At 68.0% G+C, this 23,864-nt stretch carries 20 protein-coding genes, 1 tRNA gene and 1 pseudogene; 8 read left to right on the top strand and 14 right to left on the bottom strand.

Annotated features, from left to right (window positions below; all coding sequences use genetic code 11):
• Positions 1-42 precede the first annotated feature (42 nt).
• The 5 genes from ACIBR0_RS05755 to ACIBR0_RS05735 form a co-directional block, all read right to left on the bottom strand.
• On the bottom strand, positions 43-2,274 hold the full coding sequence (locus ACIBR0_RS05755; RefSeq protein WP_396712883.1) for a cell division protein FtsK: 2,232 nt from the start codon (positions 2,272-2,274) through the stop codon (positions 43-45).
• On the bottom strand, positions 2,271-2,600 hold the full coding sequence (locus ACIBR0_RS05750) for a hypothetical protein (protein WP_396712882.1): 330 nt from the start codon (positions 2,598-2,600) through the stop codon (positions 2,271-2,273). The genes ACIBR0_RS05755 and ACIBR0_RS05750 overlap by 4 nt, the downstream gene beginning before the upstream one ends.
• Positions 2,601-2,689: 89 nt before the next feature.
• Positions 2,690-3,451: an ABC transporter permease gene (locus tag ACIBR0_RS05745; RefSeq protein WP_396712881.1), complete on the bottom strand. Its 762-nt coding sequence runs from the start codon at positions 3,449-3,451 to the stop codon at positions 2,690-2,692.
• Positions 3,448-3,822, bottom strand: a complete 375-nt coding sequence (locus tag ACIBR0_RS05740) for an RRQRL motif-containing zinc-binding protein (RefSeq protein ID WP_396712880.1) — start codon at positions 3,820-3,822, stop codon at positions 3,448-3,450. Before ACIBR0_RS05740 ends, ACIBR0_RS05745 begins: the two co-directional genes overlap by 4 nt.
• Positions 3,822-4,070: a DUF6284 family protein gene (locus ACIBR0_RS05735; protein ID WP_396712879.1), complete on the bottom strand. Its 249-nt coding sequence runs from the start codon at positions 4,068-4,070 to the stop codon at positions 3,822-3,824. The genes ACIBR0_RS05740 and ACIBR0_RS05735 overlap by 1 nt, the downstream gene beginning before the upstream one ends.
• Positions 4,071-4,833: 763 nt before the next feature.
• Between ACIBR0_RS05735 and ACIBR0_RS05730 the strand changes: the two genes are divergently transcribed.
• Entirely contained in the window at positions 4,834-6,042 is a 1,209-nt protein-coding gene (locus tag ACIBR0_RS05730; RefSeq protein ID WP_396712878.1) for a helix-turn-helix domain-containing protein, read from the top strand.
• Between the two features lie 19 nt (positions 6,043-6,061).
• Positions 6,062-6,886 carry a hypothetical protein gene (locus ACIBR0_RS05725; protein WP_396712877.1) on the top strand — a complete coding sequence of 275 codons (825 nt, stop codon included), beginning with the start codon at positions 6,062-6,064 and terminating at the stop codon, positions 6,884-6,886.
• A 70-nt stretch (positions 6,887-6,956) separates the two neighbouring features.
• Here the strand turns inward: ACIBR0_RS05725 and ACIBR0_RS05720 are convergent, their stop codons facing one another.
• From ACIBR0_RS05720 to ACIBR0_RS05710, 3 genes and pseudogenes are all read right to left on the bottom strand, one after another.
• Positions 6,957-9,161 carry a hypothetical protein gene (locus ACIBR0_RS05720; RefSeq protein ID WP_396712876.1) on the bottom strand — a complete coding sequence of 735 codons (2,205 nt, stop codon included), beginning with the start codon at positions 9,159-9,161 and terminating at the stop codon, positions 6,957-6,959.
• Positions 9,162-9,828: 667 nt separating this feature from the next.
• Positions 9,829-10,785, bottom strand: a complete 957-nt coding sequence (locus ACIBR0_RS05715) for a hypothetical protein (protein ID WP_396712875.1) — start codon at positions 10,783-10,785, stop codon at positions 9,829-9,831.
• Positions 10,786-11,050: 265 nt separating this feature from the next.
• A pseudogene (locus ACIBR0_RS05710) lies at positions 11,051-11,209 on the bottom strand (integrase); the annotation flags it as partial.
• 192 nt (positions 11,210-11,401) lie between these two features.
• On the opposite strand from ACIBR0_RS05710, the gene ACIBR0_RS05705 reads away from it, so the two are divergent.
• Both ACIBR0_RS05705 and ACIBR0_RS05700 read left to right on the top strand, forming a co-directional pair.
• Positions 11,402-12,514, top strand: a complete 1,113-nt coding sequence (locus ACIBR0_RS05705) for a hypothetical protein (protein WP_396712874.1) — start codon at positions 11,402-11,404, stop codon at positions 12,512-12,514.
• A gap of 443 nt (positions 12,515-12,957) precedes the next feature.
• Positions 12,958-13,035, top strand: a tRNA-Ser gene (locus tag ACIBR0_RS05700).
• Between the two features lie 23 nt (positions 13,036-13,058).
• On the opposite strand, the gene ACIBR0_RS05695 is transcribed toward ACIBR0_RS05700, so the two are convergent.
• Positions 13,059-13,601 (bottom strand): DUF6036 family nucleotidyltransferase, encoded by a 543-nt coding sequence (locus ACIBR0_RS05695; protein WP_396712873.1) that lies wholly within the window; start codon positions 13,599-13,601, stop codon positions 13,059-13,061.
• The gene (locus ACIBR0_RS05690) at positions 13,598-14,104 is read right to left on the bottom strand and encodes a helix-turn-helix domain-containing protein (RefSeq protein ID WP_396712872.1); all 507 of its coding nucleotides are present in this window, start codon (positions 14,102-14,104) and stop codon (positions 13,598-13,600) included. Before ACIBR0_RS05690 ends, ACIBR0_RS05695 begins: the two co-directional genes overlap by 4 nt.
• A gap of 156 nt (positions 14,105-14,260) precedes the next feature.
• On the opposite strand from ACIBR0_RS05690, the gene ACIBR0_RS05685 reads away from it, so the two are divergent.
• Positions 14,261-14,794 carry a YbhB/YbcL family Raf kinase inhibitor-like protein gene (locus ACIBR0_RS05685; RefSeq protein ID WP_396712871.1) on the top strand — a complete coding sequence of 178 codons (534 nt, stop codon included), beginning with the start codon at positions 14,261-14,263 and terminating at the stop codon, positions 14,792-14,794.
• Between the two features lie 92 nt (positions 14,795-14,886).
• On the opposite strand, the gene ACIBR0_RS05680 is transcribed toward ACIBR0_RS05685, so the two are convergent.
• Entirely contained in the window at positions 14,887-15,597 is a 711-nt protein-coding gene (locus tag ACIBR0_RS05680) for a class I SAM-dependent methyltransferase (RefSeq protein WP_396712870.1), read from the bottom strand.
• Positions 15,598-15,808: 211 nt separating this feature from the next.
• Between ACIBR0_RS05680 and ACIBR0_RS05675 the strand changes: the two genes are divergently transcribed.
• Positions 15,809-17,626 (top strand): hypothetical protein, encoded by a 1,818-nt coding sequence (locus ACIBR0_RS05675; protein WP_396712869.1) that lies wholly within the window; start codon positions 15,809-15,811, stop codon positions 17,624-17,626.
• A 6-nt stretch (positions 17,627-17,632) separates the two neighbouring features.
• Here ACIBR0_RS05675 and ACIBR0_RS05670 read toward each other — a convergent pair whose 3' ends face one another.
• The gene (locus ACIBR0_RS05670) at positions 17,633-18,409 is read right to left on the bottom strand and encodes a hypothetical protein (protein ID WP_396713248.1); all 777 of its coding nucleotides are present in this window, start codon (positions 18,407-18,409) and stop codon (positions 17,633-17,635) included.
• Positions 18,410-18,731: 322 nt separating this feature from the next.
• Here ACIBR0_RS05670 and ACIBR0_RS05665 point away from each other — a divergent pair, with 322 nt between their 5' ends.
• Entirely contained in the window at positions 18,732-20,249 is a 1,518-nt protein-coding gene (locus ACIBR0_RS05665) for a peptide deformylase (protein ID WP_396712868.1), read from the top strand.
• A 108-nt stretch (positions 20,250-20,357) separates the two neighbouring features.
• Here ACIBR0_RS05665 and ACIBR0_RS05660 read toward each other — a convergent pair whose 3' ends face one another.
• Positions 20,358-21,476, bottom strand: coding sequence for a globin domain-containing protein (locus ACIBR0_RS05660; RefSeq protein ID WP_396712867.1), 1,119 nt, complete (start codon positions 21,474-21,476; stop codon positions 20,358-20,360).
• Between the two features lie 140 nt (positions 21,477-21,616).
• Here ACIBR0_RS05660 and ACIBR0_RS05655 point away from each other — a divergent pair, with 140 nt between their 5' ends.
• The gene (locus tag ACIBR0_RS05655; protein WP_396712866.1) at positions 21,617-22,387 is read left to right on the top strand and encodes a CPBP family intramembrane glutamic endopeptidase; all 771 of its coding nucleotides are present in this window, start codon (positions 21,617-21,619) and stop codon (positions 22,385-22,387) included.
• Positions 22,388-22,409: 22 nt separating this feature from the next.
• Here ACIBR0_RS05655 and ACIBR0_RS05650 read toward each other — a convergent pair whose 3' ends face one another.
• Complete coding sequence (locus ACIBR0_RS05650) at positions 22,410-23,657, bottom strand: hypothetical protein (RefSeq protein WP_396712865.1); 1,248 nt, start codon at positions 23,655-23,657, stop codon at positions 22,410-22,412.
• Between the last annotated feature and the right edge of the window lie 207 nt (positions 23,658-23,864).

Raw genomic sequence — 23,864 nt, 5'->3', positions numbered from 1 at the left:
GCTAGCAGGTCGGGCCGCTAGCGCTAGCACCCTCAGAGGCGGTTAGCCGGCGGACCGCTTGCGGTCACGCTCCGCGATCGCGGCCAGGAGGTCGGTGTGCTTGATGCCGCGTCGGGTGGTGGCCTTGCCGTCGATACGCCGACCCACGTCGGCGACCTTCACCGCCGGGTGGGGCTTGAGCGCGGTGGTGAGCTGCGCGGCCTCCCACCCGCCGTAGACGTCGGGTCGCAGCTCGGCCAGCAGCGTGCACAGCGTCTCGTTCCAGACGGCCTTGTCGTCACCCGGCCACACCCGCGCCAGGTCGCCGAGCACGTCCGCCACCGGGGCTACGTCGCGGGTCTGCTCGTCGGCGTTGGGCAGCGTCCCGGCGGTGGTGCGCAGGGCGACGGCGCGGGCGACGATGCGGGCGGCGGCGGTGGTGTCGACGTAGAACGACCGCACCGCCGACGCCTTCGGCCCGAACCCGCGCAGGATGCCCCACCCCGCCTCGATAACCGGTTGGAAGACCGTCGCCCGGTAGCCGTTCTTGTACGCCGACGTCCCGAGGATCATGTCGTTAGCCGTCTGATCGGCCACCGACAGGCAGAACCGGGAGTTGACGTTGCGGGTGATGCCGGTCGGCAAGCTGTCCTTGTCCGGGATCTGCGTACCGATCAGGATGATCACACCCAGCGCCCGACCGAGCTTGATGACCTTCTCCAGGATCTCCCCGGCATCTTTGCCGTACTTGCTGGTCATCAGCTCTTGCAGCTCATCGAACCACGCCACCAGCGGGTGAAGCCCCGACCCCTTGAGCGACGCCAACTCGGGCGTCACCTTGTTCTCGGGAGCCTTGCCCAACCTCGCGTAGTGCTCGATGCGCTTCGAGCGGCGGCGGCACTCCTCGTACAGCCACTCGATGAACGCGAAGCACCGGGCCAAGGTCTCGTCATCGAAGCCGTTGCCGTACTCGGCCATGACCGGCTCCAGCACGGCGAAGTCACCGACGCCCTTCAACTCGTAGCCTCGGATCTCGGTGCGGGCGTCCAGGGCGGCGGCCAGGATCAGATCCCGCAACGCGAACGTCTTCCCGCTACCCGGCTGGCCGCCGAACAGGTAGTTGCGGAACATCAGATCCACCGCCACGACGTCCAGGCGCGGGGTGGTGGCGAACGGGAACGCCTTGAACACGTCCACCCTGGCCGACTCGGACAGCAGCGGCCAGGCGGGTTGCTTCATCTGCGACGCCGGCTCATACCCGACCCACAACGCGAGGCGGCCGGTGTGACCGGGGGCGGGCTCGGGCCACACCTGATCCAACGGCAGCCGCATCGCCGAGGCGAGCTTGCCCCGGCGGGCGACGACCTCGGCGGCCTCCACCCCATACGGAAGGTCGACCACGGCCAGGTGGCCGGGACCGTCCCGGTGAATGTCCACCGGGAAGCTGATCGCCTTCGGATCCTTGGCAACGGCCGAGTTGATGGCGGCCAGTTGCAGCGAGGTCAGCGCGCGGCGGACCAGCTCGGCAGTGAGCTTGCGATAGCGGGTGCCCTCGGTCACCCGGTCCGTCAGCGGCTTGTCCGCCGGTCGGCCGAGGGTGGCCAGCAGCGGTACCACCACGGCGAGGGCTACCCACCGCCACCACGCGGGGCCGAGGGCCAGGACGATCGCCCCGGCCACGGTCGCCCCGGCCGAGGCGGCGAGCACCCACCACCGCCACACGCTTTGGCGCTGCCGGCGGGCGTCCAGCTTGAGCCACACGTCGGCCTCACCACGGGTCGCGGCGGCCTGCCGCAGGTGCCAGTTGCCCTCTTCCGCGCTGGCCCAGTGCAGCGCCCGGCCGAGTCCGCGGAACAGGCCAACCGGTGCCCACACGGCCGTCTTGGCGGCGTACTTGGGCAGCCGCACCGCGTGGTAGGCGGCGACGTAGCCGGCATCCTTGCTCTGGTGCCGCACCGCCGCGCGGAAGCCGCGCCACGAGCGTGCCCACTCGGCCAGGATCGGCCGTCGCTCCCGCTGCCGGGCCAGCACCTCCGGAGGGATGTCCTCGGCCGTGTCGACCAGACCACCGAGGCGCTCCGGGCCGTCCTCGACCGTCTCGGCGTCCTCGCTGTCGTCGTCGGGGTCGGTGCCGTCCGTCTCGGCCGGCGGGCGGGGCTTGGGTACCCGGCGGGCGCGGGCGTCGTCCAGGTCCACCACCTCGGCGTCCGGACCGGTGGCGGTCGGGTCGGTCAGGTCTGCTTCGGCGGCCTGCCAGTCGAAACGGTCGCCCGGGTCGTTGATGGGGGCGCTCATCGGGACTCCTTCCCGGTGCGGATGACAGCGACGGGGGCGCACAGGCGGCCGTAGGCGTCGATCTGCCAGGCCGTGGTGCGGATCAGGCCACGCGCGGCGAGGGCGGCGGCAACGGCGGTGAACTCCCGCTCATCGGGCCGGTCGTACTCCTGCATGCGGGTCGGCAGGTCGACCCATTCGGTGCCCTGGTTGTAGTCGATGCGCAGGGTGTAGCCGCCGCACGCGGCGGGGGCGATCGTGGCCCGCAAGGGTGTGCCGAGCCAGATCGGGCGGCGGGGCCGCAGGCGGGCCGCCGCGTTGAGCAGCGCTTGCAGGGGTGACAACATCAGAGGTCTCTCCTGAGGTGTAGTGCCGGATGGGGAGACCGGCGGCACGGCATCGGTTTGCAGGCCAGGGGCCGTGCCGCCGGGCGGCGCTAGTCGTGGGTGCGGACGAGGTGCGCGAGGGCGGCGCCCATGCCGAGCACCGCGACCGGGAGACAGGCGACGGCGGTGGTGATCCACCACGGGGCCGAGGTGACTCCGGCCGCGACGAGCAGGTGGTAGGCGACCTGGCCGAGCGCGCCTACGACCAGCGAGCCGATGGCGGACCACTTGGCGAAGCGGCGTGCCCGCTCGGGCACTCGGCCGGACAGCCACACGTACAGCGCGTACGCGCCGTAGGTCTCGACCCCGATCGGGAGGGTGATCGCGGAGTTGATGGAGAAGCTGTCCCAGATGCCCGGTAGCGGGTGCACGATGCCGAACCCGGTGAGTCCGCCGAGGCCGACCCACCCGGACCAGATCGCCACGAACGCCGGCAGCGCCAGCAGCACCACCGGCCACACCACCGCCCGCCGGGCCGGGCCGGTCGGGGTGGGCGTGTCCGGGCGACTGACCGGCGGGACCTCAGTGACCGGCTCGGGCGGCGTGATCTCCGGCGCGGGCGTCGGGTCCGGCTCGGCCGGTGGCGCGGGCTCGGGTGCGGCCGGCGCGGGGGCCGAGTCCAGCGCGGCCGGCTCGGCCTTGAGCAGGGCGAGCAGTTCCCCGGCCTTGGGTGCGCCGATGCGGAACTCCCGCATGAGCCGGTTCCGTGATGGGAACGCCTCTCCGTCGGGCAGGTCGAGCGCGCGGGCGGCGGGCAACAGGTCCTGGATGGGCTGGGGGTAGCGGGTGCCGTTGATGGTGGGGGCGGTCATGCTGCGTCCTCCTCCGGGAAGGCGCACGCGAGGCATTCGCCCAGCGAGCGCGGGATGCAGTAGGGCCGCACCGTGTGGCAGACGCGGCAGGTGCGGCGGGCGGTCAGCGCGGCGGCGATGGCGCGCCGTTTGGCGGGGGTGGCAGTGCGCTTCGGGGCGGCTAGGTCGACCCGGTACAGGTAGGCGACGCGAGTGCCGCCGACGCCGCGCCACATGACTTGAGCGGAGATCGGCTGACCGCCGGGCCGTAGGCCGGCAGCGGTCAGTTGGCGGCGGGTGGCGTAGCCGGGCGGGGCACCCCGCCACCAGAAGGTGGGGATGCCGTACCGCGCCCCGTCCGGATCGAAGTAGGCGGCGCGGATGCGCGACATCAGGCCGCGCAGCGCGGGCCGGTGGTGCGGGTGCTCACCTCGGCGGCGGCGCGGGTGACGCGGGCCTCGGCCCGGCGCAACCGCCGCCAGTCCAGCGCGGTCGGGCCGCCGTGGTCCTCGGCGTAGAGCATCGTGATCTCGGCGTCGAGCACGTCCAGCTCGGCCGCGATCAGCGGCCACTCCACCTCGATCGCGGCCACGTCGGCGGCGGTCGGTTCGGCGATGACGGTTGCGAGGTGATTCCTCACGGGAACCTCCGGAACAGCTTGAAGGATCGGGATGGTGTTGGTACAGCGCGCGCAACCCGCCTCACTCGCTCCGCTCGCCCGGGACCTACCGGGGTCGGCCACCATGCGGCTCAAGGCGAAGTTCCTGCTCAGCGAGCTACGCGCGCTCATTCCTGTCGCTGTGGAGTTCTCAATGAACGACCTGATCCGGCGTCTCATGGGCGTGCGGCAACGGGTGCCGCTGTTCCCCGAGCCATCCGGCCGGTTGGTGTTGCGAAACTCTGTTGCGCAACAAGGTAGCGATACGTGGGTCTGTTGCGCAAGGGAGTAGCGGTAATCTGGTTTGCGTGACTGACGCCCGCGAAGAACTTTCAGCAGCTACGCGGCGGTATCGCCGTACCGAAGCGGCTCACGATGCCGCACGAGATGCGGTGGTCGCGGCGGTTGTTGCCGCCTTGCGAGCCGGGCTCGGCCCGACTGAGGTTGAGCGGCTTTCGCCATTCAGTGGGGCCTACGTTCGGAAGCTTGCTCGGGAGCACGAGGTCCCGCCGGCGCCGCCGGGGCCGAAGCGCTCCGCGCGCTAGCCGGTAACACGATCACGCTGGCTACCTCCCATTCGCTCGATCGGCTTTCATGGGACTAGTCAACGCCGAAAATCGGCAACCCTCCATGTACCGAGGTAGAACTGATCTAGCACCGGCATGGCACTCGGCACTCGTCCTGCGTGGACGGTTCGCCGCTACACTCCCCGCAAGGAGTCGGTTACGGGGAGGAGGCTCGCCGCATGCAGGTCGTCGCGACGTGGACGGGCCAGACCGCAAAGGCGCTCCGGCTGGCCCTGCGCATGACGTTCGATGACTTCGCCACGCACCTGGGCATGTCGACCCGGGGCGTGACGAAATGGGAAGCACAGCCAGACGTTGAGCTAGCGATGCGCACGCAGCAGCTCCTGGACGTTGCGTTGAAGCGCGCGGACGACGACGCCAAGGCCAGGTTCAGCCAGTTCTTGCAGGAGCCTGCCGCACCCCCAGCCGCCGGGGCGGAATCGGTGCTCCCGGCGGCTGTCCTGCCAGGTGCTAGCCCTCCCCGGCGCGTGACGCCTGACCTGCTCCGCTTCCTGCGTCGCTCTCTACGGGATCACTACACCGCCGATAACCTGCTCGGTCCGCGTGCTCTACTTCCCGCCATCACTGCCCATGCCGACACCATCGAACACCTGGCCCGCGACGCCTCCGGGCAGTCGCTGGACGACCTTCTACAGGTTGGCGCTGGGTACGCCGAGTTCGCCGGCTGGCTCCATCAGGATGCGGGCGACGCGGAAGCCGCCACGGCTTGGTACCGGCGTGCTTTGGAGTGGGCGGAAGCCAGCCAGGACGACCGGATGGCAGCTTTCGTGCTGACCCGGCGAGCGGTCCAGGCGATCAGCGCGCGGAACGGCGCGCACGCGGCCCGGTTGGCGAATGCAGCTCAGCGGGATCGAGGCGTCGAGACAGTTCGAATACGCGCCATTGCCGCTCAGACCGAGGCACTTGGGCACGCCGCGCACGGGGCAGGAGGCGACGCTGATCGCGCCCTGGACGTGGCTGAGATGCTGCTCGACGGCGGCGGCGCCGCCTTGCCAGCGGAAGGCGACCCGTCTGACGGTCGGTACTGCGACCTGCGGTTGTACCTAAAGATCTCACGGGCTAAATGCCACCTTGAACTCGGCCGGGCATCGGCGGCAGTTTCCGCCTTCACAACCGTGCTCGACACTCTCCCGCCGGACTACCATCGCGATCGTGGCCAGTACCTCTCTCGACTCGCTCAGGCGTACGTGCTCGCCGGGAGCCCGGAAGAGGCGTGCGCGTGCGCGGAAGAGTCATTCGCCATCGCGGTCACGACCGGCTCGTCCCGCACCCTCAACGACCTGCGGGACCTGCTCGGCCAACTGCGGCCCTGGGCATCGTCTCCGGCCGTAATGAAGCTCCGTGGCCTACTAACCGCCGCCGCCTGATCAAGAGAGGCAGTCGCCGTTGTTCTCGCTCGCAACTGATGCCGCCCCCGGACGTCCCAACGAGGATTTTGTGATTGCCTCCGCTGACTTGGCGGTGGTCGTGGACGGGGCAGGCATCCCGTTTGGCGGCTGTCACCACGGTGTGGCGTGGTACGCCCGGCAGCTCGGCGTTCGTACTGTCGCTGCGCTGGCGGCCTCAGCGGGTATCCCTCTGACGGAGGGTCTGGCGGAGGGCATTGCATCCGTGGCTGCGCTGCACGCTGACACGTGCGACCTGACGAACCCCGGCACGCCATGCGCAGCGATCGGCATTCTGAGAATCGGATCGGCGCGGGTCGACGCCTTGACGCTGTCCGACGTGAGCATAGTGGTTGACCTCGACACCGGGCCGGAGGTTACCTGCGATCTGTCGATTGAAGAGATCAGCGGCACCGAGCCAGCCGCCGTGGCAGGGATGCGGTTCGGGACACCTGACCACACGGCCGCGCTCGCCGAGTTGGTTGCGCGACAGACCGCCACCCGGAATCGTCCGGGCGGATGGTGGGTAGCTGCGGCTGACCCGAATGCGGCTCAGTACGGCCGAGTTGCCAGCTACCCGGCCGACGCGATGCGACGGGCCGCTGCGTTCTCGGACGGAGTTACGCGACCGGTCGACCAGATGGAGATCTTCGGCTGGCCGGAGTACCTCGATCTGCTCGACAAATTGGGACCGGCGGGACTGATCGCACAGGTTCGCTCAATCGAGTCGGACGACCCGCACGGGGATCGCTACCCCAGAACCAAGCGCCACGATGACGCCTCGCTGGCGTATTTTAGGCCGTCTAGCGACTACCGGTCACTATAAGCGTGCCCAAAGCCTCATCTTCTGCGCGGCCGAAACATACAAACTCCCGCGATGCCTTGAGCTGTAAGTCCTACCGCCCTGTCTCCCATAAGCCGGGGTCGTCAGGAAGCCCAAAGCCTTCGCGTCGTACCAATGCAGCGAGATTCTCGTAGCCATTTTCCGATAACGCGAGCAAAAAGGAGTGAACTTCACTTCCATCCGTAGCGGACAGTGCGGACCTTTTGTACATCGTCATCGCTTCCTTGATGCGTCCATGACGTATCAGTGCACGACCTAGATCGTCCGAGCATATAATCCTTCCCGTCTCGGCGAATGCTTCCGTTATCGCAACAGCGACATCCAAGTAATCGCGTCTGGCTAAGTGGTCGACAAGACCGGCAAATCCCCAATTCGAGCCGAGCCGTTCGGCGGTCTTGACCCGGAGGGTAAAAGCGTCGTCGAACCTGCCTTGCTTCTCCAGCAGCTCGGTTGCCTCTAGCTGGCCCCAAATGTTCCCGAGTCGATCTGCCTCAAGGAACATCTTCAGTGCCCCGGCCAAATCGCCGGAGTGCTTGAAGCAATACCCTATGTGCAGTTCGACCTCGCCCGGCGGGCCGCCTAGTTTGCGCGCGTCCTCGTGCCGGCCGTGTTTCACGAGTAGGCGAGACCACCATCTCCTGGAGTTTTCAGCATCCCCTCGGGCTGATGCCTCTTGATATAGGGCCTCTGCTTCTTGGATTCGTCCCCGCTCTGCCTGTCTGCCCGCCGACACTTCATAGTAGGTGTGGCTACCAGCACGAGCGGCAAGCAGGAATTGCGTGTCTGCCTCGTCGGACCGGCCGAGTCGCTCTAGAAAGTGTGCATAAGCTGCATGCGCACCACGCCGTCCCTCAGAAATTGACCGCTGGAACTCTTCTTCTGCAGCATCAGCGTCCCCAGACTTGTAGAGCAGCCAGGCTAGGCTCGTCCTAGCATCATGGTGCGGGAGTTGAGTCCCCGCATCAGCTACTTTCCGCAACTCCAGTAAGGCTTCCGCTGGTGCAAGTTCTTCCATATACTCAAGGAGTATCGCCACACACTCGGGATGACCTGTGGCCGCCGAGCTTTTAAACACGTCAAGCGCTTCTGCGGTTCTCTCTTGTTCAACAAGCATCATCCCGAGCAGCTTGCCAGCAAGAGGATTCCCCCGTGCGAGCGACCGGCGAAGAGAGCCCTCTGCATATTTGAAGAACCCTCGCATTTGTGCGGCATCGCCCAGGGCCTCCAAATCCCTCGCCCCATGTACATGGTTGGCGGCTATGTCCCAGAGCGGTTCGGGAATGACGATGGATGCTCTAGCCCTCTCGCCGTGTTGGGTCAAGTAGTCGGCAAGGAGATAGCCGTCGACAGCACCGACGGACCTAGCGACCGGGATGAGCGCCGAAGTGGCACCTTTAAGCGGTGCTACAGCATAGGCGATAGCAGATTCATACCAATCCGCTGGTGCGCGGCCCATCTCTTCCTCGCTCATGTATATCTGTGCGGCAACTCGTAATAGTGAATCCGTGATAGGGCTAGAAACGCCCAATCGTCGAATGTCGACCGCTGCTGTAATCACCGATCTGTTGCGCGGACTTGCGTGTGTCCATCTATCAACCAGGTCCGGTGCCCCTGCAAGGACCTGGGTCACCCCATAATGCTGATCCTGCAGTGCAACTTCGATTCTCTGATCTCTTTGCGCCAACTCCCGCGCTGCCGCCAATTCGGTAGGAGTAAGCTCGTCTTCGACATACATCACCTGCGCCATGCTCAGGAGTTGCCTGGCCCGGTCAGACTTGTCGGCCAGGCTGTCAGTCACCTTAGAGTTGACGATGGACTGGTATCTGTCGGGCCACATCGTGCCTACAACAATGACCGGCTTGTTGAGCGACCACAACGCTAACAGGTCGCCCCTGTCAAGGCTGGACCCGTCGCCGTCGGCCAAGTAGCGCTGCAACTCGTCCAACCAAACAACTGTCGGCCGCTTTAACTTCTGACCAAGCAGCCAGAGAATTTCCTGGGTGTTTGTAGGAAGCAGCACGTCATAACCAGGCAGCGTTGTTCGCACCCCTTCGTATGCCGCTCTTGTCTTGCCTGCGGAAGAACTGCCAAGGAGAAGCAAGAACTTCTTGTCCTCAGAGGCCAACAGTAAGCTCCGCAACTTAACGTCGATTCCCCGAGGTATGTAGGCCGGCATAGTCTCTGATGCCCCTGCATCGATCTCAATCGAGGGGTGAACTCCTGCGAGTTTAGGGTCAAACGACTGCATGCCCAGCAAGGCGGGAGGATGCTCGGCTAGAGCCGATGGCGGCGCGTCCGGTCGGCGGCGCAGCCCAAGGAGCCCGAGGAGACACGCCAGTGGAGTACCAACGAGGGTTGCTATCCAACTGCCTGGCTCAAGCCAGGCCCAGTCCATCTTGATCGCGCGAAGCAGCCAAACCAACCCCGCTGCACAGACGAGCGAAGTTGCCCCGGCGAAGGCCGTCCTCGGCGACAGGCGGTGTCTCATGCAGACAATGGTCGCGCCCGTGGCAAGCCCAGCGGAGGAGGCAAGGTGCCCGGCAAGCCATCCGGGCAGGCAGCCTACCGGCAGAAGGGGACACCCTGCGGGTGCGTAATCGTGTCGCCAGGCGGGCGATGGCTTGCGTAGCAGCAGGTCAAAGCCGTGAGCTGCGTGGTCTTGAGAACCGGTAAGGCAGCGATGTCTTCGTGGGTTCGAATCCCACACCCTCCGGTCCCTGGGCCAGCCGAAATCGCCCTTGGCCAGCACGAACGCTGGCCAGGGGGAGTTGTTTTGGTTAGCGAGTAGGTCTCACTTCGTCTCGGCAGTGACCGCCCCGTCTCACTGGTTGCGGCAAATGAGCGGCAACGGCTCTCGGGGTAGACAGGCACCCGCCGATGGACAGGGAGGCACCGCAGCGCGTGTCCGCGGCAACCGCTCGTCCTCACGAGACGTCGCGTGGTGCCACTTGCTGAGGCAACTCAGCGGCGACCTGCCCAGGGTCCTCGGCGCGGTGCCTCAAGATGGACACGGGCACCAGTCTTCTAGCCCTACTGTAAACTGTAACAAGCATGAGAATCGTGAACAGTGTGCCCATAACCGCGAATCCCCACTCGAAGATCGAGTCGGAATCGGAGGACCCGGTAGGGCCGACTTCTCTGGCGAACTCCTCTTGGCCCTTGCGGGTCGTCAGATCGTACTTCGATGAGTCTACGACCTTCTGGGGAGAGCGGAAGAAGTTGATGATGGGGTCGAGAAAAAATCCGAACGCTGCCATGGGTGGTATAAGTAGGGGCGGAAACAAAGAAGGTCCGCCTTCCCGTCGGGCGATACGCTTCCGAAAAGACTTCGTCTTTGTATGACTTAGCGTCGATTCGGTAAGGTCGCTCGACCCTTTGTTTTTGATCGTGCAGCCACGGATGGTGCCTGTCAGGGTCGGCTTACCGCGCTCATGCACGACTTGGATAACCGCCCCGTCGCCTGCGTCGAGGAAGTCGAAATTGATGTACGCAACGGACTGGTCGTCCGAGCTTCGGATCACAGTAAGGCGATTTTGTTTGCGGCTGTACCAGACGATGCTTACATCAACGACTGTATCGAGGTCTTCGAGCTGAACTCGAAGGGGGTCTTCGGATAGCGTATCTGACCCCTTTATCGTGTCGCCTCTGTGGTTCCAGAAGGCAATGTAGGTGCGGCTCACCTGGCGCAGGGTATGGTTCGCGAACGTGATCGACAATCCTCTGTCGATCAGCTCAGCCTTCGGCTCCACTAGGACGTCGTGGTCTTCCACGTAGCGGATTTCAGGTCTTAGTCTCGTCCTGCGCGCCACCACGAAGGTGATCGGTATAGCAATAAGCGACAAAAAGAAACCGGCAACGCCGAAAAAATCGCTTTCGAACATACCGCGACCTTACGTTAGTGGGTATTGACCGTCGGCATGGTAGCTCATCAGTCCGTGCCATACGTCAGCCGCGTCGGCGAGCCCTCAGCCCGGATTGCATTCTGTGTGCAAACGCGCAAACGCCCCACACTCGGAACATCCGAGCGTGGGGCGGTTGGCGCGGCCCTTGAAGGGAGAGCGATTCGGGGTCCCCCGAGTCGCGCGACGGCTACACGAGGGGCCGACCGGCTACGCGCTCACCATCGTGGTGCAGCCTTTCGATGGGTTACTCAGGTTGGCCCAATGCGTCCTCGATCCGACTACGCGCCGCCTGGTCTTGGCCGTCGATACATGAGGCGTAGACCCTGAGCAGCACATGCACACTGTGGCCGGCCCACTCCGCAACCTGCGTTGCCGGTACGCCTGCGTTCAGCCAGAGCGGCACCCATGTGGCAAGCGGCCCGCCTGCCGCTAATCCGATGCCACCATATCGGGCGAAGCTGTCATTTGCGCTCGTTGGCGAGTAAAGGATAAAGGTTTCATTCTACGCGGAAACCATCCTTTCCGGATTGCCAGAAGCGTCGTCGCGTGGCGAGCCACCCAATGAAACACGCCCAAAGTCTCCTAGACTGCCGGCATGCAGGGACTGGCGGTTGGGATTGGTTCATTTCACTTCGAGTTGCACTCGGCGGAAGCGCCGCCGATCGTACAGGTTTGGCCGGAGAGAGTTCGGCGGGCGCTCGAAGCTATACCAAGTGTGCGTGATGTTGAGATCGAAGTGCCGCGTACCTATGATCCGGCGAGTCCAAAGGATGTCCCCGGCATTCGTTATAGTCCGCATCCCACGTCTGGGCAAATTCGCTTCCGGCTCAACATTCCATCGCGAATTCAAAAAGAGGTATTCCGCCATTGGCGAGGCACTCAGTGGGAAAACTATACCGTGCTAATGTTCTACACCCCTGGGGACCCAGTGGCGTTCGTTTTTGTCGACGATGCTGGAGCTGAAACGAGCGCAGCGTTTGCTGTCGCATTGGTGCGGAACTTTATCGAGCGGGAAATGAAGAGGTTGGGCGAAGCCTCGGAGGGTGTCCATTTCGTCTGCCGAGGCCCTAGCCCGTTCCATGTCGATCTTAGCTTCCAGCCTGAACACGGAACTTGGGATGGAGATAAGGCGTTCGAGCGGGTAGGAATGGTCGTTGAGAAGCGCCAGTCGCCAGGATACCCAGAGATGACCGTGCGTTTTGACGCTACTCGGTTCGGCGGCGCCAACAAGGCTGCCGTTACCTTCGCGTCTCTGACCCTTGAGCAGATTGGGCTCTTCTATCGACTAGTGGCGCAAGGGGGGCGACGCGCGGACCAAGCGAGGGAGGTTCGGCAGCAAGTAGACAGATTGATTTCGGTTCACCAGAGAGCAGGGGTTAAGGCATGGTTTCTTAGAGTCTTTAGGTCAGGGGCTTGGGCACGCGAATTGGGACTTCAGGTGCTCATTCTGACGTACACGTTCTCAGAGGAGCGGCGGGGTGCCAAAGAGGCGGTGGCGCGCCTCTGTGACGACGCCGATCTTCCTGCCTTCCGTTCATGGCTGGAGGAGGAACTTGCCGTTGATCATAACGATGACCTTGAGAACTGCCGCGAAATTGCGGAGATGCTGGAACCGCGCCGACTTAGGGAGACAAACGCAGTGCTGGTGATCTCCGTTGCTATTGTCTCAGCTGTTCTGGGTGCTCTACTCAAGGGGCTGGCAGGCTGACTTCTTGCTACGGAGGGTGCTCGCGTCGCGCCGAACCGGCGTTGCAGCGCTGATTCGTGGCGTAGGCCAGACCTCAGCTTATGGCGCATCCAGACGTCGTGGTGAGTCGCCCGCGAGCGTTCGTACGCTTGTACGATCTAGTGCGTGCTAGAGCAGGTGTCGCGGTGGTGGAACGGCTCGTGGGGGCGGCTGACGCGCCGCGACATTTGGCTATCCCGTGAGGTGCGGTGGCATGTAGTGGCACGGACTGGCGACGCCGAGACAGGCAGGGTGCTGCGGTGGGAGTTCGTGACCGAGGGCGAAGCGCGGGCGATGGTTGAGCGGCTCGTACGTGCGGACGGTGGCCAGTGGCGCGAGCGGGCGGCGAGCGACTCCGAGACGCGCCCACATGACGGGCGGCGGTAAATGGCTGGCAAGGAGCCCCTGCCGTTCCACGTTCAGCCAGCTCACCGGGCGTGCGGTGGTCGGTCTTGAAAACCGGTAAGGCAGCGATGTCTTCGTGGGTTCGAATCCCACACCCTCCGCCCAACAGCTCCGAGGGCCGTCAGGTCGCCGGCAGGTATGTCGCGATCCAGTCCCTGAGTCGTCCCTGCACCCGAGGATGGACCTCGACCATCTCGATCCGCTCGGCGACCACAGCGGGATCGATGAGCCCGGCCCGGATCAGCGCGTCGGCGAAGGCATGGTCTTTCTCCCTACCGGCTACGAGCTTGGACACCACGCAGTCGTGCGGTTCGAGCGTGTAACCGCGCCCTGGTCGGGTGCTCTGAGATTCCACCAGAACCAACCGATCCCGCCATCCATCGGGCAGTGTTGCGGTCGACATGCTCACGCCTTGGGCGTAGTAGCCGTTCATCTCGTGGAACGGCGAGAACTCGCCTATCGCGCCGTCGACCTGGTCAGCCTTGTGGTCGTCCGGGTCATCGAAGAACGCCACGTCGACCTCCATCGAGGCGGTGGCTTCCAGTGGAAGTCTGCTTTCAGGGATCGCGCCCAGCAGGGACTGACTGCCGATGACGAGCACGTCCGGGTCTCCGGCGATCTGGCACGCGGACCGCAGGACATGCTCCAGTTGCTCACGCCTCACGCCACTCGTCTCCAGCCGCTGCGTGTGAAGGACTCAAGCACCTTCTTACGCTGAGGCTGTGACAGGACCCCCGCGAAGGGTGAGTTCTGTCGTAGCTCCACAGCTTCCGGATCTTCCGAGGTCAGCGCCTTGAGGACGTTGCCGATCCCCCCGTTGATCTTGTCTTGCCAGCGTCGCAGCCAGACCTCCGTCATGGTTCCTCGGTGCTGCCGGAGGAGTCGATCGAGATTCTCCCTGGCCTTGCCCAGTACCTCTTCCGGGTCCGTGACCAGATTGCCCGCCACCGCCTGGTGCAGCCACAGCGACTTGAGTTGGTCACGGGTCAGCTCTGGCCTGGGGGTCAGCAGCGCCTTGACGTGGGCCCGCTCTATTCTCCGGTGCCTACCGACCTTCACGAACGGCAGTTCCCCGCGCTCGCACAGGTTGACCACCTGTTGGCGGGACGACCCCAACAGCTTGGCGACCTGACCGGTGGTCAGAAGGTCTCCACTCGTTGTCGCCATGGATCTAGCATGCGCCGTAAACGCTAAAAACACAACTCGCTCTGCATAGTCCCGCTGGTTCGCAGGACGACCGGCTCGTGTTTCGGTTCGGTCGTGGGGTCGGGCGGGGTAAGAAGGGGCGCAGGACAATCGCGCACACCGGAAGGACCCGTCCCGATGACCCTGGAACGACCGATCGCCCCGGACCCGTACGAGCTGCTGCCGACCGTCTCGGCCTTCACCCTGGCCAGCGACGACGTGCGGAACGGCGAGCCGATGGACGAGGCGTACGCCCACACCAGCGCCGGTGGCGACAACGTCTCGCCGGAGCTGCACTGGTCGGACTTCCCGGCGGACACCAAGGGCTTCGTGGTGACCTGCTTCGACCCGGACGCCCCGACCGGTAGCGGCTTCTGGCACTGGGTGCTGGTGAACCTGCCGGTGACCGTGACGCGGCTGCCGCGGGGGGCCTCCGGCGAGGACCTGGCCGGGGCCTTCACGGTTCGCAATGACTACGGCAGCGACGGGTACGGCGGTGCAGCCCCGCCGCCCGGGGACCGCCCGCACCGCTACGTCTTCGCGGTGCACGCCCTGGACGTGGAGCGCCTCGACGTGACCCCCGACGCGACTCCCGCGTACGTCGGCTTCAACCTGGCCTTCCACACCCTGGCCCGGGCGGTCATCCGCCCGACCTACCAGATCAAGGAGTAGCCCCACCGCCTCCGTCGATCATGAGGTTGGCGGGTGGATCCGAGATCAGGTCACCCCGTCAACCTCATGATCGACGAGGTAGGGCCAACCGGTTAGGCGGGGACGCGGGCCACCGCGAAGACGGACTGGCCGAACGGGGGGCGGGCCACCTGTTCCGCCGCCTTCGTGGCGGGCAGCACGAGGGTGTCGTAGACCTTCACCATCGGGCCCTCCTTCGGCATCAGCCGGAAGACCTTGGTCGCCATGAAGTAGCCGATCAGGCCGAGCGCGTTGGCGTAGTGGATCTTCTCCACCGTCAGGCCGGCCTCGGTCATGGCGGCGGCCAGGGTCTTCTTCGTGTAGCGGCGGACGTGCCCGGTGGCGACGTCGGCCGGGCTCATCGCGAACTGGAACGCCGGCACGATGATGATCACCGCACCGCCCGGCCGGACCAGGTCGCGCATGCTGCTCAGCGCGCCCACGTGGTCCTCGATGTGCTCCAGCACGTTGTACGACACGGCCGCGCTGTAGGTGCCGCGCTCCGAGTGCGGCAGCAGCATCTGGCGTACCTCGATCGAGGGCTTCTCGGACAGTCGCTCCTTCAGCGACACCAGCCGGTCCGGGTCCGCCTCCGTGGCGGTGAAGCGCGGCAGATGCTCGGCCCACTCCAGGGCGTAGTCGCCGAGGCCGCTGCCGATCTCGATCGGGTCGTCCCCGAGGTACGGCAGGGCGAGCTCGACGAACCAGCGACGGTGGTTCACCGCGGTAGCGAGGCCCTCCAGGACCTCGGACTGCACGCGCTGATCCCCAGTGATTTCTGCCATGCGTCGATTCCTCACGGTGTGACTCGACCCGCGCCTGGACCGACAGAGTCAACCATCCGCGTGTTACACGGAAAAATCGGGGCACCGTGGGTGGCCGAATTGCGGTCGGGTCTGGGGCACGTGATCGTCGGTCGGCGAACCCGGCACATAGTACTCAGTACCCCGAAACATGTCACGGCGACACCAGAGGCTGACTACTCTACGAACCGTTATGACTACTCCCGAACCGGACCGCCCCGCCGGCTCCCCGGGGGCGGTCGCGGAGAGTGGGCCTGAGCGGGGGAAACGTTCCCGACGGGAGTGGTGGCCGGACGCGCTCGCCGTGCTGAGCTTCGTCCTTCCCGCCTTCTGGATCACCGCGCGCCTGTGGCTGGACCCGGCCCGGGGTGTCCGGGACAACCGCACCGACCAGTCGCAGTTCGAGTGGATGATGGCCCACGGTGCGCGGGTGATGACCGAATTCGTCCACCCGTTCACGTCGGATCGAATGAACGTGCCGGACGGCGTCAATTTGATGGCCAACACGTCCGTATTATCCGTGTCTCTGCCAATGACGCCGGTCACGCTGCTGCTCGGGCCCCGGGCGTCGTTCCTGCTCTTCCTCACTCTCGGAATGATCGCCACGGCCACCGCGTGGTACTTCGTCCTCTCCCGGGTGATCATCGGGAGCCGGGGCCCGGCCTGGCTCGGAGCCGCCTTCTGCGCGTACGCCCCGGCCATGGTCTCGCACGCCAACGCCCATCCGAACATCGTCTCCCAGTACGTGGTGCCCTTGATCATCTGGCGCACCCTGCGGCTGGCCGAGCCCGGACGATGGCTGCGCAACGGTGTGCTGCTCGCGCTGGTGATCGTCTGGCAGGCGTTCCTGAACCTGGAGATCCTGTTCATGACCGCGATCGGCCTCGGCATCGTGATCGGGGTGCTCGCCCTCGGCCGACCGGAGCTGCGCGCCCGGGCCCGGACCTTCCTCGCCGGGCTGGGAGTGGCCGCCGGGGTGGCGCTGGTGCTGCTCGCGTACCCGCTCTACGTCCAGTTCGCCGGCCCCGGCGCGTACCAGGGGCTGTCCCCGCTGATCCGGGGCTACTCGACCGACCTGGCGTCGTTCGTGGCGTACTCCCGGGAGTCGCTCGCCGGCGACGAGCGCAGCGCGAAGGGCCTCGCGAAGAACCCCACCGAGGAGAACGCCTTCTTCGGGTGGCCGCTGGTGGTGCTCGTGGTCGCGCTGGTCTGGTGGTTGCGGCGGGACGTGGTGGTACGCGGCCTGGCCGCCGCCGGGCTGCTGTTCGGGGTGCTCTCGCTCGGCCGCGAGATCCAGGTCAACGGCCGGGGCACCGGCGTCGCCGCACCGTGGGCCCTGCTGGAGAACCTGCCGGTCCTGCACTCCGTGGTGCCGACCCGGTGGGCGCTGGCGATCACCCCCGTCGTCGGCCTGCTCCTCGCGTACGCGGCGGAGCGGGTCCGGCGACTCGCCGTCCGGCACCCGCGCGCCCGCCCGCAGATCCGCTTCGCCACGGTGACCGTGCTGGCCATGGCGCTGGTGCCCCTGCTTCCCACGCCGCTGCCCGCCGTGCGCCTCGACCCCACACCCGCGTTCGTCACCTCGGGCGCCTGGCGCCCCTACGTGGCCGGCGGGCGCAGCATCGTGACCCTCCCCCTGCCGGACACGAACTACGCCGACCCGCTGCGCTGGTCGGCCGAGACCGGGTTGGAGATGCCGATCGCCCGTGGCTACTTCCTCGGCCCGGACACCCGGCCCGGCCGGCACCGGGTCGCGCTCTTCACCGCCCCGCCGCGTCCGACCAGCGACTTCTTCACCGAGATCCGCCGTACGGGCGCGGTGCCGCCGATCACCCCGCAGTCCCGGGTCGACGCGGTCGCCGATCTCCGGTACTGGCGGGCCGGCGCGGTGGTGCTCGGCGTGCACCCGTACGCCGACGCGCTGCGCCGGGGCATGACGGAGCTGACCGGGATCCGCCCCCGGTACACCGGGGGCGTCTGGCTCTGGGACGTCCGCGCGCTCACCGACTGAGGGTGGCTAGCGGACGCAGCAGCCCTGGCAGATCTTGGGGCTGGGGAGGGTGAACGCGAGGCAGCAGGTCCGTCGCTGCACCGTCGGTTCACCGGTCGGGCCCGGCACCAGCTCGACCAGGTCGGCCAGGTCGAGGGCACCGAGCAGCGTGTCGATGGTGTCGACCGAGGAGCCGGGCAGGCCGTCGGCGGCCCGCAGGATGCCGTGCGCGATGCCGGAGGCCACCGAGCCGAGCAGCGTACGCGCGCCGATCCGTACCTCGGCCTGGATCGCGGCGATCATCGGGGCCAGGTGGGCGTCGAGCAGGGAGGCCCGGAGTACGGCCAGCAGCTCAGCCTCGTCGGCGACGACCCGGACCTCGGGCAGGCCGGAGAGCGCGAGCGGGTCGTTCGGCAGCACCGCGACGGTGGTCGAGCGGCGCAGGCCCATGGTGAGCAGCTGACGGTGGTCCTCGAAGTGGACCAGGACGTCGGCCGGGTCGAGCAGCGGCACCCGCCGCGCGGAGGCCCAGCCGAGCACGACCGGCAGTGCCGTCCAGTAGCTGTACGACTTCCAGGCCAGCGCCGCGCAGGCGTGCGGGGTGCCGCGCCAGCGGACGGCGGCCGCGCGGAGGAAGTCGGGCAGTCGGGTGCCGTCGACCAGCGTGGTGGCCGGGGACCAGCCGAACTCGTCGGTCACCACCAGGCCCGGCGCGAGGCCGGGCAGGACGTCGGTGCCGAACATGTGCCGTAGGGCGGCAGTCACGGGAGCCAGCGGTGCGGCGGCGACCTCGCGCCCCGGCATGACCGCTGTCACCTGACTCATCCCCCGTCCGAAGCGCCCGTTACTGAGCTAAGGCTAGCCTAACCACAGCCTCCGCTCCAAGGGAAGCCTCACCTTGGTCGGATCGAGAGGTCCGGGTCACCTGGACCCCGGAAGCGCCATCCGCCCGGTGCGTCGGCGTACTACCCGCGAGGGGGACCCGGAAACGGCGGACGGCCGCGTATGGCCGGTGCAGTATCGATGGATTTCGTTGTCTTGTCAAGATTCGTGTCGACAACGTGCCAGATCCGTACACGAGCGGCGACGGAACGTGAAACTGATACTCCCGGCCACGAGGAAGCCGATGACGACCTCACCGCTCGATCGGGCCGCCGACTCCTTCGCGGCCGAACTCGCCCGTTACCGGACCGGACGAGGACTGTCCAAGAAACAACTGGCCAGCCTGATGGGCTTCGACCCGTCGTACGTCAGCCACGTCGAGGGGCGCCGGCACCGCCCCACCGAGGACTTCGCCCGCCGCGCCGAGGCCGTCCTGGAGGCCAGCGGCGCGATCTGGCAGCGCTTCCGGGAGTACGACGAGCTGCGGCACACCCGGACCGAGAAGGCCCACCGCGACCTGCCCGCCCCCGGACAGTGGATGCCACCGGGCACCGGCCTCATCGTGGAACGGGAACACGCCGACCTCACCCACACCGACGACTCCTACCGCTGCGTGATCCGCCGGGAGCTGTACAACGCCGGCACCGAACCCGTCACCCGCTACCTGGTGCGTGTCGCCGTCGACCGCTACCCCAACGACCCGGGCCGCTCCAACCGGCACCATCGGGAGCACCCGCTCACCTTCGCCGAGCTGCAACTGCAGGCGTACCGCATGGACGGCGACGAGCGGGACCCCATGCACTGGCGGGCCAAGCACGACCGCGACGCGTTCAAGGAGATCTGGCTGCTCTTCGAGAACGCCGACCGCCGCTTCGCGCTCTACCCCGGCGACCGCGCCACCATCGAGTACGCGTACACCGTCGGGCAGGACAAGTGGGGCCCCTGGTTCCAGCGGGCGGTCCGCGTACCGACGCGGCACCTCGCCGTACGCCTGGACCTGCCGGCGTCGCTCGACCCGCAGGTCTGGGGCGCGGAGACCTCGCTCTCGGCGGAGGAGGGCCCCCTGCGGACGCCGGTCGCCCGGCGGACCGAGGGCGACCGGGTGATCTTCGACTGGGCGACCGACGACCCGCCGCTGAACGCGCGGTACCGGATGCAGTGGCGGTTCCGGGGCCGTCCGGAGAGCGAGCCGGAGGAGACCGGCCGGGTCCGGCCCAGCGACCGCATGCGTGGCCTCGGCGTCCTCCAGCGCGGCGACGACCTGCTGCGCCAGCCCTCCCGGCCGTTCGACCTGCCGCAGGAGGAGCAGGTCGCCCGGGACGTCGTGGACCGGCTCACCGCCGCCCTGCTGCGCCTCGACGAGCTGCACCCGTTCAGCAAGGGGGTGGGCATCGCCGCCCCGCAACTCGGCACCGGCAGGACCGCCGCCCTGGTCCGGCCCCCCGACCGGTGCGCCGAGCCGGTCGTCCTGCTCAACCCCCGGATCGTCGACGCCGCCTCCGACGTCGACGAGCAGTACGAGGGCTGCCTCTCGTTCTTCGACCACCGGGGCCTGGTGCCCCGGCCACTGCGCATCGACGTCGAGCACGCCCGGTACGACGGCGGGCGGATCATCACGTCGTTCGAGTACGGCATGGCCCGGCTCGTCGCGCACGAGATCGACCACCTGGAGGGGCGGCTCTACGTCGACCGGATGGCCCCCGGCGTGCCCCTGGTGCCGGTCGAGGAGTACCGCGACACCGGCCACCCCTGGCGCTACTGACGCTCCCGGCTCCGTGCGGGCGGTGCCGGTCCGCCCGTTCGGGGGGACCGGGGTTGCGTGCCCCAGGGGGCAGGGGCACGCAACCCCGGACCGGGGGGAGGAAGGTCTCTACAGTTCGCCGAAGGTGTCGTACCGCGTCCGACCGGGCGGGACGTCGTCCTCGGCGAGCACCCGGAGGGTGGCCCGGACCATCCGGGCCGAGCCGGAGACGTAGCAGTCGTGCGTGGTCCACGGCCCGTACCGCGCCACCACGTCGGAGATGTCGCCCAGCTCGCCGTCGAAGTCCGGGTCGTCGCTGCACGCCGGTGTGACCGACAGCCACGGGTACGCGGCGACCAGCGTCCGAAGCCCGTCCAGGCCGTACAGGTCCGCCTCGGTGCGGGCGCCGTAGAACACGTGCACCCACCGGGTCCGGTTGTAGCCCGCCAACTCCTCGACCATGGCCTTCACCGGTGCCAGCCCCACGCCGCCGGCCACCAGCAGGATGTCCCGCTCGGAGGCGCGGTCGAGGGTCATCGACCCCATCGGCGCCGCCAGCCGCAACAGCTCGCCCGGCCTCACCCGGCGCACCAGCGCACCCGAGACCCACCCCGCGCCGGCCGGCGTACGGATGTGGAACTCCAGCACGTTGTCCTCGTTCGGGGCGTTCGCCACCGAGTAGGTCCGCCACACCCGCGGGTGGTGCCGGGGGACCTCGACGCTGACGTACTGGCCCGCCTTCCACGCCAGCGGATGCTGGAGGGCGCGTACGGTCAGCACCGCCGTGTCCGGGCCGTGCCGCTCGTGGGTCAGCACCTCCGCGTGCCAGAACGGCGGGTTGTCGTCGGCCGCCGCCCCGGCCAGCATCTTCTCCGAGATGGCCGCGTACGCGTCCCGCCACGCCTGGTCGTACTCCAGGTTCCAGCCGTCACCGGCGGTGCTGCGCAGCGCGTCCAGCAGCGCGACGCCCATGGTCGCGTAGTGCGCGGCGTCCACGTGGTACTTGCGGTGGTCCCGGCCGAGCGCGCGGAGGAACTCGTCGAAGCTCTCCGGGTCTTCCACCGTGTGGACGGCGGTGATGATCGCTTCCAGCAGGCGGTCGCCCTGCCCGGTCATCTGCACCGGGAAGAGCTTGCGCAGGTCGGGGTCGAGCAGGAACAGCCGGGCGTAGAAGTGACCGGTCAGCTGTTCCCGGTCCTCCTCGACCAGGGTCCAGCTCTCCTTCAGCAACCGCGCGACGTCGTCCACGGACGCTCCTTCTCCTGAGGGCGGATCGGGCATCCATAGAATGTCCACGGAGCGTGTCGACCGGTCGCACAGAATGTGCGATCGGCTCACGAGGGTCATCGGCGGTGCCGCCGGCCACCCCCGTCGGGCACAGTGGTGCGGTGACCGTTCAGCTGGACCGCCCGGTGGCCCGCCGCACCCTGGGCACCGAGACGCTGCTGGTGCTCGGCCTCTCCCTGGGGCAGTCGGCCGTCTACGCGCTGGTCTCGATCGTCGCCAAGCTCACCGCCGAGGGGCCGCTGTCCGCGCAGACCGCCGCGCTGAACACCTCCCGGTCCGTCCGGCCGTACCTGGATCTCACGTACCAACTGCTCGGCATCGTCTTCGTGCTGCTGCCGGTGCTGCTCGCCGTACACCTGCTGGCGCGGGACCCCGGCGACCCGGCGCGGACCCTCGGCCTGGATGCCCGGCGGCCCGGCCAGGACCTGGCCCGGGGCGCCGGCCTCGCCGCGCTGATCGGCCTGCCCGGCCTCGCGCTGTTCTGGGTGGCCGCCCAGCTCGGGGTCAACGCCAGCCTGGTGCCGGCGGCGCTACCCGACCTGTGGTGGACCGTCCCGGTGCTGATCCTCGCCGCCGTGCAGAACTCGGTGCTGGAGGAGGTGATCGTGGTCGGATACCTGGTCACCCGGCTGCGGCAGCTCCAGTGGCGGCTCGGCGCGATCATCGCCGCGAGCGCGCTGCTGCGCGGGTCCTACCACCTCTACCAGGGCTTCGGCGCCTTCGTCGGCAACGTCGTGATGGGCGTCGTGTTCACCTTCTTCTACCTGCGCACGAAGCGGGTGATGCCCCTGGTCGTCGCGCACACGCTGCTCGACGTCGCGGCCTTCGTCGGGTACGCCCTGCTGCCCCGCGAGTGGTTCGACTGGCTCTGACCGCCGTTCCGGCCGGGGCGGGTCAGCGGGCGCGGGCCGGTCGGTAGGCCGCGACGGCGCGCGCCGCCAGGCGCTCCGCCGCCGCCGCGTCGCCGGTCGCCGCCGCCACCAACGCCGCACCCGGCAGCAGTCGGGACGCCACCCGCAGCGCCAGCCAGCCACCGGCCTGCGCGGCGAGGGGCGTCGCCAGCCGCCAGGCCGCCTCCGCCACCCGGGCCCACGGCTCCGCACCCGGCGCGTCCAGGTCGCGAGCGGCGGCCAGGGCCGCCCGCGCGCTGAGCGCGTCCGGGTGGACCTGGGTCAGCACCAGCAGCTCCACCGCCCGGTCCGGATGACCGGGGTCCCGGCCGTACGCCGCCGCCACGTGCAGCACCAGGTTGGCCTGGGTCCACAGCACCGCCGCCAGTTCGGCCACCGGCGCCAGCAGGCCGGCCACGGCCGCGACCGCGCCGCCCGCCCCGGCCTGCCGGACGAACCGCCGGGTGGCGAGGCGGGCCAGGCCGTCGTCGCCCGCATCCGGGTACGCCGACCGCAGCCGAGCCGCCCACTCCCGCGCCTGCGGCCCGACCGCCTCGACGGCGGCCAGGGCCAGCAGCTCCGGGGCGAACCCCGGGTGGTCGAGCACCTTCCGGCCGACCCGCCCCAGCTCCGACCCGGGCGTTCGCCCCGACGCCGGCTCGACGTCCGGTCCGGGCGTGAGGTCCGGCGCCTCCGTCGCACGGGCGATCCCGGCGGCGGTCCTTTCCGTCGGTGGCTCCGCGGGCGTGGCGGGTCCGCTGGCCGGCGTCGCCTTCCTCGGTGCGGCGGTCTTCGCGCGTGCGGCCGCCTTCCGTGGTCGCGTGCCCCTGCCGGAGGCGGGAGCCGGCCCGGTGGGGCTGGTGTCCTCCCCGGAGGTCGTCCCGTCCTCGGTGGTGTTGGGGGCGGATGCGACCGGGCTCGTCTTCTTCGCCGGGGCCGCCTGCCGCGTGGGCGTCGCCCTTTTCGCGGGCGCCGCCTTCTTCGGGGGTGCCGCCCTCTTCGCTCCCGCCCGCGTGGTCGTCGCAGCCTCGGTGGCCTCCTCCGGTAGCGCCGCCTCGGGCGGTTCGGCGGGGGTCGCGGCTGGGGTGTGCGGCAGATCACCGGCGACATCGGCGGTTCCACGAGCGGCGGCCGGTGCCTCCGGTTCGGCGGCGGGAGCGGGAGACTCCGCGGGGACCGGACGCGCCTTCTGGCGCGGGAGCACCTCGTCCACCTCCGGTGGCTGGAAGAGGACGACCGGTGCGGGCTTCACTCGCCGGGTCGGTCGTGTCCCGGTGTCCGGTTCGCCGGGCGGCTCGGGCGGTGCCGGTGGTGGGGTGAAGGTCGCCTTGGGGGAGCGTCGCCGCCCTCCCGCAGCAGGCTCTCGGCGGGTGGGCTCGCTGGGCGGCTGCTCCTGCATATCGACGGAGCCTAGCGGCGATCACGTTCCAGCACAGCGGTCGCCACGAGGCGCCCGCAC

Origin of the sequence: Micromonospora sp. NPDC049497, from assembly GCF_044465805.1 — a bacterium.
Classification (GTDB): Bacteria; Actinomycetota; Actinomycetes; order Mycobacteriales; family Micromonosporaceae; genus Micromonospora.
This window is presented reverse-complemented; position numbering and strand designations above follow the sequence as displayed.